The 13,131-nt window shown below is 74.2% G+C and carries 11 protein-coding genes and 1 riboswitch; of the genes, 8 read left to right on the top strand and 3 right to left on the bottom strand.

The features are described 5' to 3' along the window. Window positions 1-141 precede the first annotated feature (141 nt). The 5 genes from ACFO3J_RS11160 to ACFO3J_RS11140 all read left to right on the top strand — a co-directional run bounded on the left by ACFO3J_RS11160 (window position 142) and on the right by ACFO3J_RS11140 (window position 6,020). Window positions 142-1,581 carry a GuaB1 family IMP dehydrogenase-related protein gene (locus ACFO3J_RS11160; RefSeq protein WP_386428663.1) on the top strand — a complete coding sequence of 480 codons (1,440 nt, stop codon included), beginning with the start codon at window positions 142-144 and terminating at the stop codon, window positions 1,579-1,581. Window positions 1,582-1,583: 2 nt separating this feature from the next. Continuing rightward, the gene (locus ACFO3J_RS11155) at window positions 1,584-2,039 is read left to right on the top strand and encodes an Lrp/AsnC family transcriptional regulator (protein ID WP_386428660.1); all 456 of its coding nucleotides are present in this window, start codon (window positions 1,584-1,586) and stop codon (window positions 2,037-2,039) included. A 130-nt stretch (window positions 2,040-2,169) separates the two neighbouring features. Further along, on the top strand, window positions 2,170-3,180 hold the full coding sequence (locus ACFO3J_RS11150) for a PRC and DUF2382 domain-containing protein (RefSeq protein ID WP_386428657.1): 1,011 nt from the start codon (window positions 2,170-2,172) through the stop codon (window positions 3,178-3,180). Between the two features lie 252 nt (window positions 3,181-3,432). Beyond that, the gene (locus ACFO3J_RS11145) at window positions 3,433-4,320 is read left to right on the top strand and encodes a carbon-nitrogen hydrolase family protein (RefSeq protein ID WP_386428654.1); all 888 of its coding nucleotides are present in this window, start codon (window positions 3,433-3,435) and stop codon (window positions 4,318-4,320) included. After that, window positions 4,317-6,020, top strand: coding sequence for a flavin monoamine oxidase family protein (locus ACFO3J_RS11140; protein WP_386428653.1), 1,704 nt, complete (start codon window positions 4,317-4,319; stop codon window positions 6,018-6,020). Before ACFO3J_RS11145 ends, ACFO3J_RS11140 begins: the two co-directional genes overlap by 4 nt. A gap of 16 nt (window positions 6,021-6,036) precedes the next feature. Here the strand turns inward: ACFO3J_RS11140 and ACFO3J_RS11135 are convergent, their stop codons facing one another. Further along, a complete protein-coding gene (locus ACFO3J_RS11135) occupies window positions 6,037-6,726 on the bottom strand; it encodes a DUF5995 family protein (protein ID WP_386428650.1) in 690 nt (229 codons plus the stop codon). Window positions 6,727-6,882: 156 nt separating this feature from the next. Then, window positions 6,883-7,746, bottom strand: a complete 864-nt coding sequence (locus ACFO3J_RS11130) for an NAD-dependent epimerase/dehydratase family protein (RefSeq protein WP_386428647.1) — start codon at window positions 7,744-7,746, stop codon at window positions 6,883-6,885. Between the two features lie 210 nt (window positions 7,747-7,956). Here ACFO3J_RS11130 and ACFO3J_RS11125 point away from each other — a divergent pair, with 210 nt between their 5' ends. Continuing rightward, window positions 7,957-8,799: a helix-turn-helix transcriptional regulator gene (locus tag ACFO3J_RS11125; protein ID WP_386428644.1), complete on the top strand. Its 843-nt coding sequence runs from the start codon at window positions 7,957-7,959 to the stop codon at window positions 8,797-8,799. Window positions 8,800-9,067: 268 nt separating this feature from the next. On the opposite strand, the gene ACFO3J_RS11120 is transcribed toward ACFO3J_RS11125, so the two are convergent. After that, the gene (locus tag ACFO3J_RS11120; RefSeq protein ID WP_386428641.1) at window positions 9,068-10,288 is read right to left on the bottom strand and encodes an MFS transporter; all 1,221 of its coding nucleotides are present in this window, start codon (window positions 10,286-10,288) and stop codon (window positions 9,068-9,070) included. Between the two features lie 66 nt (window positions 10,289-10,354). On the opposite strand from ACFO3J_RS11120, the gene ACFO3J_RS11115 reads away from it, so the two are divergent. Continuing rightward, window positions 10,355-11,563 (top strand): ROK family transcriptional regulator, encoded by a 1,209-nt coding sequence (locus tag ACFO3J_RS11115; RefSeq protein WP_386428640.1) that lies wholly within the window; start codon window positions 10,355-10,357, stop codon window positions 11,561-11,563. A 117-nt stretch (window positions 11,564-11,680) separates the two neighbouring features. Continuing rightward, window positions 11,681-11,811, top strand: a riboswitch (FMN riboswitch). A gap of 143 nt (window positions 11,812-11,954) precedes the next feature. Then, window positions 11,955-13,130 carry a bifunctional diaminohydroxyphosphoribosylaminopyrimidine deaminase/5-amino-6-(5-phosphoribosylamino)uracil reductase RibD gene (gene ribD, locus ACFO3J_RS11110; protein ID WP_386428638.1) on the top strand — a complete coding sequence of 392 codons (1,176 nt, stop codon included), beginning with the start codon at window positions 11,955-11,957 and terminating at the stop codon, window positions 13,128-13,130. Window position 13,131: the final 1 nt, after the last annotated feature.

Raw genomic sequence — 13,131 nt, 5'->3', positions numbered from 1 at the left:
CCGGGGGCCGGGGACGCCGCCGGGGCGGATCGGGGATGATGGGAACAGGAGCCGCAGCCCCGTCCGATGCCGGCCAGGCGCCGGTCCGGTGCTGACTCCCGCCCGCCGCCCCGGTGAAATTTCGCAGGTGAGAGAGTCGGTATGCGTTTCCTCAATGATGTTCGGCCCGGATACGACCTGACGTACGACGACGTCTTCATGGTGCCGCGGCACAGTACGGTCGGCTCCCGCCACGCCGTCGACCTGCGCTCGCCCGACGGCACCGGCACCACCATCCCGCTGGTGGTCTCCAATATGACCGCCATCGCGGGGCGCCGGATGGCCGAGACGGTCGCCCGGCGCGGCGGCCTGGTGGTCATCCCGCAGGACATCCCGATCGAGGTGATCGCCGAGGTGGTCGGCTGGGTCAAGCAGCGCCACCTGGTGCTGGACACCCCGATCACGCTGGCGCCCGGCCAGACCGTCGCCGACGCGCTGGCGCTGCTGCCCAAGCGGGCGCACGGCGCGGGCGTGGTGGTCGACGGGGGCCGCCCGGTCGGCGTGGTGACCGAGTCCGACCTGACCGGGGTGGACCGCTTCACCCAGCTGTCCGAGGTCATGTCCAGGGACCTGCTGCTGCTCGACGCCGACCTCGACCCGCGCGAGGCCTTCAACCGGCTGGAGGACGCCCACCGCAAGCTCGCCCCGGCGGTGGACGCCGACGGACGGCTGGCCGGCATCCTCACCAGGACCGGCGCGCTGCGCGCCACCCTCTACGAACCCGCCGTGGACGGCGGCGGGCGGCTGCGGATCGCCGCCGCCGTCGGTATCAACGGCGATGTGGCCGGCAAGGCCGAGCAGTTGCTGGCGGCCGGGGTGGACACCCTGGTGGTGGACACCGCGCACGGCCACCAGGAGTCCATGCTGACCGCGGTCCGCGCGGTGCGCCGCCTCGACCCCCGGGTGCCGGTGGTGGCCGGGAACGTGGTGGCCGCCCACGGCGTACGGGACCTGATCGAGGCCGGCGCGGACATCGTGAAGGTCGGGGTCGGGCCCGGCGCGATGTGCACCACCCGGATGATGACCGGCGTCGGCCGCCCGCAGTTCTCCGCGGTGCTGGAGTGCGCGGCCGAGGCCCGCAGGCACGGCAAGCACGTCTGGGCCGACGGTGGCGTACGGCACCCGCGCGATGTCGCGATGGCGCTCGCGGCCGGCGCGTCCAATGTGATGATCGGTTCCTGGTTCGCCGGTACGTACGAGTCGCCCGGCGACCTCCAGCAGGCCGCCGACGGCCGGTTCTACAAGGAGTCCTTCGGGATGGCCTCGGCCCGCGCGGTGCGCAACCGGACCAGCGAGGACTCGGCGTACGACCGGGCCCGCAAGGCGCTGTTCGAGGAGGGCATCTCCACCTCGCGGATGTTCCTGGACCCGGTCAGGCCCGGCGTGGAGGACCTGATCGACGCGATCATCGCCGGGGTGCGCAGCGCCTGCACCTACGCGGGGGCCGCCGACCTGGCGGAGTTCGCCGAGCGGGCGGTGGTCGGCGTGCAGAGCGCGGCCGGCTACGCCGAGGGCGAGCCGCTGTACGTGAGCTGGCAGTAGCCGTGCCGCTCAACGAACTCGACGAGCGCATCGTGCACGCGCTGGCCACCGACGCCCGCCGCTCCTACGCCGACATCGGCGCCGAGGTGGGTCTGTCCGCGCCGGCCGTCAAGCGCCGGGTGGACCGGCTGCTCGCGGTCGGCGCGATCACCGGCTTCACCGTACGGGTCGATCCGGCCGCGCTCGGCTGGCAGACCGAGGCGCTGGTGGAGCTGTACTGCCGGCACAACACCTCTCCTTCCGACATCCGCCGCGGCCTGGCCCGCTACCCGGAGGTGGCCTCGGCCTCGACCGTCACCGGCGAGGCGGACGCCGTGGTGCAGGTCTTCGCCGCCGATGTACGGCACTTCGAGCAGGTGCTGGAGCGGATCGCCGGGGAGCCGTTCGTGACCCGGACCAAGTCGGTGCTGGTGCTGTCGCCGCTGCTGCGGCGCTACGGGGCCGGCGGCCCGGACTGAGCCGGCCGCCGGGGTGTTCGCCTCTTCGGCCGGTGCCCGATATTTCCTTCGTGGGAACGTTTCAGCCGTTTGGCTGGGGTTAGCCGCATTTACGGGGCCAGACGGGCCCCGGGCAGCCCCAGGAGGCGACATGATCACGCGTGACCAGATACCCCAGGTCGTGGGCCATCCGGTTCATGACTCCCAGGGGAAGAAGATCGGCGACGCCCAGCACATGTACCTGGACGACCGCACCGGCGAGCCGGAGTGGGTCACCGTCAAGACGGGCTTCTTCGGCAACAACGAGACGTTCATCCCGACGCGTTCCGCCCGGCTGAGCGAGGAGCACCTCGAGGTCCCGTACGACAAGGACCAGGTCAAGGGCGCGCCCAACGTCGACGTGGACTCGGGCGGCCATCTCTCGGTCGAGGAGGAGCGGCACCTCTACCGCTACTACGGCCTGGAGACCAGCGGCACCTCGGCGGACACCGGCCAGGAGAAGGGCGCCGACGAGGACACCGGCGCCGCGGCGGGCGCGGCCGGTGCCGCGGGCGCCGCCGGGGGCGGTATGAACCAGCCGGAGCGCGGCGCCCCGGACGCCGACGCCGAGAAGGCGTCCGCCGGGACCGCCATGGGCACCGGCGGGGCGGCCGGCATGTCCGGGAGCGAGGCCGGAGCCGGCACCGGCCATAGGGCCGGTCCGCACGGCTTCGCCGAGCAGCGGTCGGGTATCGAGGACGACGCCATGACCCGCTCCGAGGAGGAGCTGCACATCGGGGTCGAGCGCCGCGCGGCCGGCAAGGCCAGGCTGCACAAGTACGTCGAGGTCGAAGAGGTCGAGCAGACCGTACCGATCCGGCACGAGGAGGTCCGGCTCGAACGTGAGCCGATCACCGAGGAGAACCGCGGCGCCTCCTACTCCGGCGCGGACATCAGCGAGGCCGAGCACGAGGTGGTCCTGCACGAGGACCAGCCCGTCATCGACACCGAGGTGGTTCCCAAGGAGCGCGTCCGGATGCGCGTCGAGGAGCACACCGAGCAGAAGAAGGTGCAGGGCCGCGTCCGCAAGGAGCGGATCGAGACGGACCTGAACCCCGAGGCCGACGACTCCTCGGGTTCGGCGGGCGACCAGGGCGGCCGCGACGACCCCCGCTTCCGCTGAGCCGATCCGCCGGCCCTCCGGCGGCGCCTCCGGCCCCGGCCGCCCCGCACCAGCGGGCGCGGCCGGGGCCGCGTCATGCCGCGATCCGGGCGGCCGGTCCGGCGCCCCGCGCAACGAATCGCCGCCCGGGCGCCCCAGGACGCAACGAATCGGCCGCCGGGCCGCAATGATCGCGTCTTGCCGCCGCCCCGCGGAGCCCCGTAGCGTCAGTGGGACCGTACACACCTTGGCTGACCAGGCGAAAGAGGCCCCATGGCGCCGTTGCGCACCGCCCTGCTGCAAGGCCCCGGCGGCAGTCCCGGCGGCGTCGCGGAGAGCCTGGCCGTGCTGGAGGAAGCCGCCGGGCGGGCGGCCGGTCTGGGGGCGCGGCTGCTCGTCACCAGTGAGATGTTCCTGACCGGTTATGTGCTCGGCGCCGGGGACCCGCGGCTGGCCGAGGCGGCCGGCGGGCCGGCCGAGCGGCGGGTGGGGGAGATCGCCGCCCGGCACCGGATCGGCATCGTCTACGGAGGCCCCGAGCGGGACGGCGGGGCGGTGTTCAACACCGCCCGGTTCATCGGACCGGACGGCGAGGCGCTGGCCGCCTACCGCAAGGCCCATCTGTTCGGCGATTTCGAGCGCGAGGCCTTCACCCCGGGCGCCGAGCCCGTGGTGCAGGCCGAGCTGGACGGCATCCGGATCGGCCTGCTGATCTGCTACGACGTGGAGTTCCCCGAGGCGGTCAGGGCGCACGCGCTGGCCGGTACCGAACTGCTGGTGGTGCCCACCGCGCTCATGCGCCCCTATGAATTCGTGCCGCACACCCTGGTGCCGGCCAGGGCGTACGAGAACGGGCTGTACATCGCCTACGTCAACCGCTGCGGCCCGGAGGGCGACTTCCACTTCACCGGGCTGAGCTGCCTGGCCGGCCCGGACGGGGTGGTACGCGCCCGGGCCGGCGGGGACGGCGAACTGCTGGTCGCCGACGCCGATCCGGCGGCGCTGCGGGCCGCCCGCGCCGAGACCCCGTATCTGACCGATCGCCGCCCGGAGCTGTACGGCTCGCTGGCCCGCTCCGGTGCCGGCCCCGGCAGCACGCACGGTGCCGATCCCGCCCCCGACCGCGCCGCCCGTGAAGCCGCCAGGAGAAGCGCCCCATGACGTCCGTGCCCACCGCCGTCCACGACGAGCAGCACGTCGAGGCGCAGACGCAGCCGCCCGTCACCATGTTCGGCCCCGACTTCCCCTACGCCTACGACGACTACCTGGCGCACCCGGCCGGCCTGGGGGCCGTACCGGCGACCGAACACGGCACCGAGGTCGCGGTGATCGGCGGCGGGCTGTCCGGGATCGTCACCGCCTACGAGCTGATGAGGATGGGGCTGCGGCCCGTCGTCTACGAGGCCGACCGGATCGGCGGCCGGCTGCGGACCGTGGGCTTCGACGGCTGCGACCCGGGGCTGACCGCCGAGATGGGCGCGATGCGCTTCCCGCCGTCCTCCACCGCCTTCCAGCACTACGTGGACCTGGTGGGCCTGACGACCAGGCCGTTCCCCAACCCGCTGGCGCCCGGCACCCCCTCGACCGTGGTGGACCTCAAGGGCCGGACGCACTACGCGACCACCGTGGAGGACCTGCCCGAGGTCTTCCACCAGGTGATGCGCGCCTGGAACGCCTGTCTGGAGGAGGGCGCCGACTTCTCCGCGATGCAGCGCGCCCTGCGGACCCGGGACGTACCCCGGATCCGCGCGCTGTGGTCCGCGCTGGTCGAGAAGCTCGACAACCAGACCTTCTACGGCTTCCTGTGCGACTCCCCGGCCTTCGCGTCCTTCCGGCACCGCGAGATCTTCGGCCAGGTCGGTTTCGGCACCGGCGGCTGGGACACCGACTTCCCCAACTCCATCCTGGAGATCCTGCGGGTGGTCTACACCGGCGCCGACGACGACCACCGCGGCATCGTCGGCGGCAGCCAGCAGCTGCCGCAGCGGCTGTGGGAACGAGCCCCGGACAAACCGCTGCACTGGCCCCGCGGCACCTCGCTGCGCTCGCTGCACGACGGCCGGCCCCGCCCGGCGGTCACCGCGCTGCACCGCACGGCGGGCAACCGGATCACCGTCACCGACGCCACCGGCGACATCCGCGGCTACCGCGCCGCGGTCTTCACCGCGCAGAGCTGGATGCTGCTGTCCAAGATCGCCTGCGACGAGTCGCTGTTCCCGATCGACCACTGGACGGCCGTCGAGCGCACCCACTACATGGAGTCCAGCAAGCTGTTCGTCCCCGTCGACCGGCCGTTCTGGCGGGACGTGGACCCGCGGACCGGCCGGGACCTGATGTCGATGACGCTCACCGACCGGATGACGCGCGGCACCTACCTGCTCGACGACGGCCCGGACCGGCCGGCCGCGATCTGCCTGTCCTACACCTGGGGCGACGACAGCCTGAAGTGGCTGCCGCTGAGCGCGCACGAGCGGATGGAGGTGATGCTCACCTCGCTGGGCGAGATCTACCCGGGGGTGGACATCAGAAAGCACGTCATCGGCAACCCGGTCACCGTCTCGTGGGAGAACGAGCCCTACTTCATGGGCGCCTTCAAGGCCAACCTCCCCGGTCACTACCGCTACCAGCGGCGGCTGTTCACCCACTTCATGCAGGACGCGCTGCCGGCCGACCAGCGGGGCATCTTCCTGGCCGGCGACGACATCTCCTGGACCGCCGGGTGGGCCGAGGGCGCGGTGCAGACCGCGCTCAACGCGGTGTGGGGCGTCATGCACCACCTCGGCGGCGCGAGCGACCCGGTCAACCCCGGCCCGGGCGACGTCTACCACGAGATAGCGCCGGTGCTGCTGCCCGAGGACTGACCGCCCGCGGTGAGGGTCAGTCGTCCAGCGGGGTGAGCAGGAACCTCCCGACCAGGGCGACGCCCGCGTCCAGCCGCAGCACGCACTCCTCGTAGGCGTCCTGCGAGCCGCGCAGCGCCCACAGCAGCCGGGACGCCGCCCAGGCGGCGTCCCGGGCCCGCTCCAGACTCCAGGCGCCGATCAGATGCGTCAGCGGCTCGGCATGCTCCAGTACGTCCGGGCCCGGCATCAGCTCCTCCCTGACCCGGATCTCGATCCCGGTCAGCACCTCGCCCACCCGGTCGAAGTCGCCCTCCAGCGTGGGCGGTGCGCAACCGGCGGCCCGGCAGGTGTCCACCACGGCCAGCGCGAGGTCGTGCCCCACATGGGCGTTGATCCCGGCCAGCGCGAACTGGACCGGCGCGATGCCGCGATGGGAGCGCAGCCGCAGCAGCGCGCGCCAGCAGGCGGGCGGGCGCCGGCCCGCCGCGTCGTCCTCGACCGCGGCCAGATAGCGGCCCGCGAAGCGCGCCGCCAGCTCACCGGCGGCATATCCGTCGCTGAACGCCCCGGCGGCCAGCCGCCGCCGCACCTCCTCCGTCACCGACAGATAGACGCGGTTGAAGACGGCCACCCCGTCACCCCGGGGGAGTGCCGCGTTCAGCGCCCGCATCCGGGAGAGCACCTGCCCGACATCCGCGGGGCCCGGGCGCCGTGCCGTGGTCATGTGCCAAGCGTCCCAGCGGCGGCCCGGCCGCCCGGCGCCCGCGCCGTGGTATCGCCGGAAAGGATGAAGCGGGCCGGAAAGGATGAAGCCTGCTGGAAGGGACGAAGCGCGCGGGAGTGAGCGGCCCCGGCCCGCCGTCACCGCCCCGGGAACGGGCTACAGGGCGCCGGCGTCCCGCGCCGCCCAGACCGAGGGGAAGTGCGGGCGGAAGCCGAGCTCGTCGCGGATACGGACGGTCGAGACCACGCCCTCCCAGGCATCCGGCAGCGGGCGGTCCGCCATGCCCTCCGGGACCTCCGCGCCGTTCAGCCAGTGCAGTTCGACCGCGCTGACCGGGGCGTCGTCGGCGATGTTGTAGGCGCGGCCGGCGATCCCGGGCGCGTACAGCAGCCGGAGCAGGCCCTGCGACACATCCGCGTGGTGCACCGTCGTCAGCCGCTGGTGGGCCGGCCAGTGCGCCGCCCAGCGCAGACTCGCCGCCAGATGCGGGTCGCCCTCGCCGTAGACGAAGGCCAGCCGGCCGATCCGCACGTCGAGGCCGCTCTCCCGGTGCAGCGCCAGCAGTCCCTCCTCGGCGGCGCGCTTGGACTGGGCGTAGGCACCCCACATCAGCGAGCCGGGGATCGGCTCGTCGTCCTCCACGGCGGGCCGGCCGCGCCCCGCGCCATACACCACACAGCTGCTGACCTGGACGAACCGGGTGACGCCCGCGTCCCGCGCGGCCCGGCCGAGGGCGAGCGCCGCGTCCCGGTTGACCTCCCAGGCCTCCTCGTCGGGGACGCCGCGGAAGGAGGCCGCCACGTTCACCACAGTGTCCGCCCCCTCGACCGCCGCGCGCACGTCGGCCGGCTCCCGCAGCTCACCGACGACCGTCTCGGCGCCCAGCCGGGTCAGCGGCTCGGCCCGGGCGGCGTCGCGCACCAGTATCCGCACGCTGTCGCCGCCCGCCCCTCGTCCCAGCAGCCGCGGGACGAACCTGCGGCCCACCTGCCCGGTCGCCCCGGTGACCAGAATCCTCATACCGTGCTCCTCATGCCCTGCTCCTCATGACGTGTTCCTCGTCGCCGATGCCGCCGCGCCGGGATCGCCGTGCCTGGCCCGCGGGTCGCGACCGACCAGAGCAGCCTGCGGGACCGGCCCGCCGGCCGGGAGAGACCGCCTTATCCGGGGAGTGGCGCTCCCTGGATAGCCCCTGGCCGCGGCGGGCCCCGCCGACGCATCCTGGGAGGTGTGAACCGATCGGAGCTCGCCGACTTCCTGCGCCGTTGCCGCGTCCGCCTGAGCCCCGGCGACGTGGGCCTGGCCGAAGGCGCCCGGCGCCGCACCCCCGGGCTGCGCCGCGAGGAGGTCGCCCAGCTGGCGGGCATGTCGGTGGACTACTACACGCGCCTGGAACAGGGCCGCGGTTCCCGCCCGTCGCGCCAGATGCTCACCGCGATCGCCCGGGCGCTGCGGCTGAGCGCCGACGAGCGGGACCACCTGTTCCACCTGTCGGGCGAGGAGCCGCCCCGGGAGACCGGCGCCGGCGGGCATGTGCGCCCGGGGCTGCTGCTGGTGCTGGACCGGCTGTACGACACCCCGGCGCAGGTGATCACCGACTTCGGTGACGTCATCGCGCAGAACACCATGGCCGCCGCCGTCTTCGGCGACATCTCGGCGCGTCCGCCCCGGGCGCGCAACATCATCCGGCGGCTGTTCACCGATCCCGGGGCGCCGGAGCTGTTCCCGGCCGAGGACCGCGGGACGCTGGCCCGCAACCATGTGGCGGGGCTGCGGGCGGTGGTCGCCGCCCGGCCCGACGATCCGCGGCCCGCCGCGCTGGTCGCCGAACTGCGCGCGGTCAGCCCGCTGTTCGCGCGGCTGTGGGAGGACCACGAGGTGGCGGTGCGGCGCTTCGACGTCAAACGCGTCCTGCACCCGGTGGTCGGCGAGCTGGTCCTCGACTGCGAGGTGCTGCTGAGCGCCGGACACGATCAGCGGCTGATCGTGCACAGCGCCCGTCCCGGCACCGAGTCGTACGATCGGCTGCGGCTGCTCCAGGTGGTGGGTCTGCAGGACCTGACCACCGGCTGATATCGGCCCGGCCTTGCGCCCTTTTTCGCCAACTCCCCTGCTTGGTAAGGGTGATGACGGCGCGCGCCTGTGCCATGGCGTATTCGCGCGGCATGTAATTATGCGCGGTCGGCCCCAACAGAGCGTGGCGGGCCGCTACCGTAATGAGCACGGTCCGGCGGGCTCGATTCCCCCGTGCGTGCCCGCCGGGCCCCTTCTTCCCCTCGGTGCCCAGGCACGCCGGACGAGCGTCCCGAGCGGGACGCTCCGACCGACCGCCGGACGGTGGCTAGTCCACCGGCGCCGGGGACGGTACGGAGGGCGCGGGGGAGCCGGTGACCGCCCCGGCGGGGGTCCGCACCACGCCGGCGCCCAGCACCAGGCCCATCGCCAGCACCGTGACCAGGACGAAGGACGCGGTCAGCGAACTCGCCCCGGCGATCCCCCCGATCGCCGCCGGGGCGATCAGGCCCGAGGTGTAGGTCACGGTGGCCACCCCGGCGATCGCCTGGCTCGGCACCGGACCGCGCCGCCCGGCCGCCGCGAAGCACAGCGGCACCACCGTGGACACCCCGACGCCGATCAGCGCGAAGCCGCCGATCGCGGTCACCGGGGAGTGCGAGGCCACCACCAGCGCGCTGCCGACCGTCGCGACCACTCCGCCGACCCGCAGCGTGGTCACCGCGCCCAGTCGGCGCACCGCGAAGTCGCCCAGCAGCCGGGTGGTCACCATCGCTGCGGAGAAGCCGGTGTAGGCCAGCGCGGCGATCGCCGCCGAGGCGTGGGTGACGTCCTTGAGATACACCGCGCACCAGTCCGAGCTGCCGCCCTCGGCGAAGGTGCCGCAGAAGCCGATGGCGCCGATCACCAGGGCCGCGCGCGGCGGCAGCGCGAACCGCGGCGGGGCCTTGTCGTCGGCGCCCGGCCGGACGTCCGGCGCCGAGGCGCACACCAGCAGGGCGATCACCAGCAGCAGCGCGGACATCGCGCCCAGATGGACCCGGGCGTCGATGTCCAGGTGGGTCGCCGGCACGCCGATGCCGGCGCCGACCAGGGTGCCCAGGCTCCACATGCCGTGCAGGCCCGACATGATCGACTTGCCCTTGCGCTCCTCGACCGCGACCCCCAGCGCGTTCATCACCACGTCCGTCATACCGGCGCTGGCACCGAAGAGGAGCAGCGCCAGGCAGAGCCAGGGCAGCCCGGGGGCCAGCGCCGGCAGTGGCAGGACCACGCACCACAGGCCCAGCAGCAGCCGCAGCGCGGCCCGCGAGCCGAACCGGTGCATCAGCCGGCCGGCCAGTGGCATCAGCAGCGAGGAGCCGATCGCCGGGCAGACCAGGGCCAGTCCCAACTGGCCCGCGCTCAGGTGCAGATGGTCCTTGATCCAGGGGATACGGGTGGCGAAGGTGCCGTTCGCCGCGCCATGCACGGCGAAGGCGATGGCGATGGTCAGATGGGCCCGGCGGGCCGAAGCGGGGGCGCGCCCGGTGGCGTCAGCGCTCTGCATGGTCGGTAAACTATCAGGAAGGCTCCCTGAAGGATAAGGAGTTTTCCGGTCTGGAAGGATCGCCGCATGACCGTGACCCGCGCGCTCCCCGGGCGCAACGCGTCGCCCCGCACCGCCCGCGTCATCAACGACCGGCTCGCCCTGCGGCTGCTCCAGCAGGAAGGGCCGCTCACCGCGGGCCAGTTGAAAGAACTGACCGGCATGTCCCGGCCCAGCGTCGCCGATCTCGTGGAACGCCTCCAGGAATCCGGATTGATCGAGGTGGTCGGCGAGACGGGGGAGGCCCGGCGCGGCCCCAACGCGCGGGTCTACGGGATCGTCGCCCACCGGGCGTACGTCGCCGGGCTCGACGTCCGGATCGAGAGCATCGCGGTCGAGATCGCCGACCTGCTCGGGCGCACCGTCGCCCACGCGGCCCTGCCGGTGGAGGCCGGCGCCCGGCCCGAGCGCATCGTCGCGGACGGGATCGCCCTGCTGGAGGACACCGCCCGCGCCGCGGGCGCCGCCGCCGGGCTGCACACCGTCGTCTTCGGCGCGCCCGGGCTGGTGGATCCGGTGACCGGGCGGCTCAGCTCCTCGGGGGCGCTGCCGGCCTGGCACGGCGACCTGGTGGACGAGGTGCGCGAACGCCTCGGAGTGCCGGTGCTGCTGGAGAACGAGGTCAATCTGGCGACCGTCGCCGAGCAGCGCAGCCGGCCGGCCGGGGACGCCGACACCTTCGTCCTGCTCTGGATCGGCGGCGGCGTCGGGGCCGGCGTCGTCCTGGACGGGCGGCTGCGGCGCGGTATCTCCGGCGGCGCCGGCGAGGTCGGATTCCTGCCGATCTCCGGATCGGGCGAGCTGCCGACGGCCACCGACTGCGACAACGGCTACCACGGACTGGTCGGCAGCCGGGCGGTGTGCGCGCTGGCCCGGTCGCACGGGCTGCCCGCCGGACCGGCGTCCGACGCGGCGGCGGCCGGGGCAGCGGTGCGGGCGGCGGTGGCGGCCGGGTCCGCCGGACAGGCGTTCCTGGCCGAGCTGGCCGCCCGGATCGCGGTCGGGACGGCGGCGATCTGCGCGGTGCTCGACCCCGGGCGGGTGGTGCTGGCCGGCGAGGTCGGCCAGGCGGGCGGGCCGGGGCTCGCGGCGCTGGTCGAGGAGCGGCTCGCCCGGCTCTCGCCGCTGCGGACCCTGGTCGAGGTCACCGGCGTCGAGGGCGGCCCGATCCTGCGCGGCGCGGTCATCACGGCGGTGGACGCGGCGCAGGACGTGCTGTTCGCCCCGGGGGCCTGAGCCCCCGCCCGCGCCCGGACGCGCCGTCAAACTCCGCCGCCGTGTGAGGGACCGCACAGGAATCGGCTGGGCCCGGGGGTGGCGGGCGTGGCACCATGGGTCGCGTATCAGTGACGTTTGCGCACTCCGGGGTCGGTGAAATTCCGAACCGGCGGTTACAGTCCGCGACCCGACCGCTGCCAGCGGCCGGTTGACCAGGTGAAACTCCTGGACCGACGGTTAAAGTCCGGATGGGAGGCAGTGCGCGGCGGGCGTTGTTCACGGTACGCCGCCGCACGGCGGGCCACGCGGGAAGCGTGGGTCCGCGAGTGTTCCGGTGTGCGGGGAGCGGCGTTCCGCTCGAAGTCCCACAACGCCCCGGAGTCCGTGCCCGAAGAGGCAGGAGGACCCGGTGGCCACCGCCATGGAGACCGACGCGATGCGTCGCGCCGTCGCGCTGTCCGCTCGCGCGCTCGGCGACACCGCCCCCAATCCCGTGGTGGGCTGCGTGATCCTGGACGCGTCCGGCGCCGTGGCGGGCGAGGGCTGGCACCGGCGGGCGGGCGGTCCGCACGCCGAGGTGCACGCGCTGCTCGCCGCCGGGGAGCGGGCCAGGGACGGCACCGCCCTGGTCACCCTGGAACCCTGCAACCACACCGGCCGGACCGGCCCCTGCGCCCGGGCGCTGATCGAGGCCGGCGTCGCGCGGGTCGTCTACGCGGTCGCCGACCCCAGCCCGGCCGCGGCCGGCGGCGGGCGGACGCTGCGGGAGGCCGGGGTGGACGTGGACAGCGGGCTGCTCGCCGAGGAGGCCGAGGCGGTCAACATCGCCTGGCTCACCTCGGTCCGGCTCGGCCGCCCCTATGTGCGCTGGAAGTACGCCGCCACCCTCGACGGCCGGATCGCCGCCGCCGACGGCTCCAGCCGCTGGATCAGCTCCCCGCAGTCCCGCCAGGACGTGCACCGGCTGCGCGCCGAGGCCGACGCGGTGGTGGTCGGCTCCGGCACCCTGCTCGCCGACGACCCCCAGCTGGCGGTGCGCGGTGTCGACGGCGCCACCCAGCCGCTGCGGGTCGTGGTGGACACCCGGGCCCGTATCGCCCTGGCCGCCCGCGTACTGGACGACGCCGCCCCCACCCTGGTCGTCGTCGGCGAGGACGCCGACACCGCCCACCTGCCCGGCGTCGACATCGCCCGGCTGCCCTACGCCGAGCCGCCCGGCCCGCATGCCGCGCCGACCGGCCCCGGCGGCATCGACATCACCGCCCTGCTCGCCGAACTGCACGGCCGCGGGGTGCGCTCGGTGCTGCTGGAGGGCGGGCCGACGCTCGCCGGGGCGTTCGTCGCGGCCGGCGCGGTCGACACCGTGACCGGCTACCTCGCGCCCGCCCTGCTCGGCGCCGGCCCGGCCGCGCTGGCCGACGCAGGAATCAGCACCATCGCGCAGGCGTTGCGGCTCGACGTGATCGATGTCGTACGCCTCGGGCCCGACCTGCGTGTTTCCGCCGTCCCCGCGGTCCCCGCCGTTCCCACCGGTCCGGCCGCCTCCGCGGTCCCCGCCGCCCCCGCCGTCCCCCAGGAGAGCTGAA

Origin of the sequence: Streptomyces polygonati, assembly GCF_042650325.1 — a bacterium.
GTDB classification, from domain to species: domain Bacteria; phylum Actinomycetota; class Actinomycetes; order Streptomycetales; family Streptomycetaceae; genus Actinacidiphila; species Actinacidiphila polygonati.
Note: the sequence above shows the minus strand (reverse complement) of the source record. Positions and strands in the feature narration are given on the sequence as shown.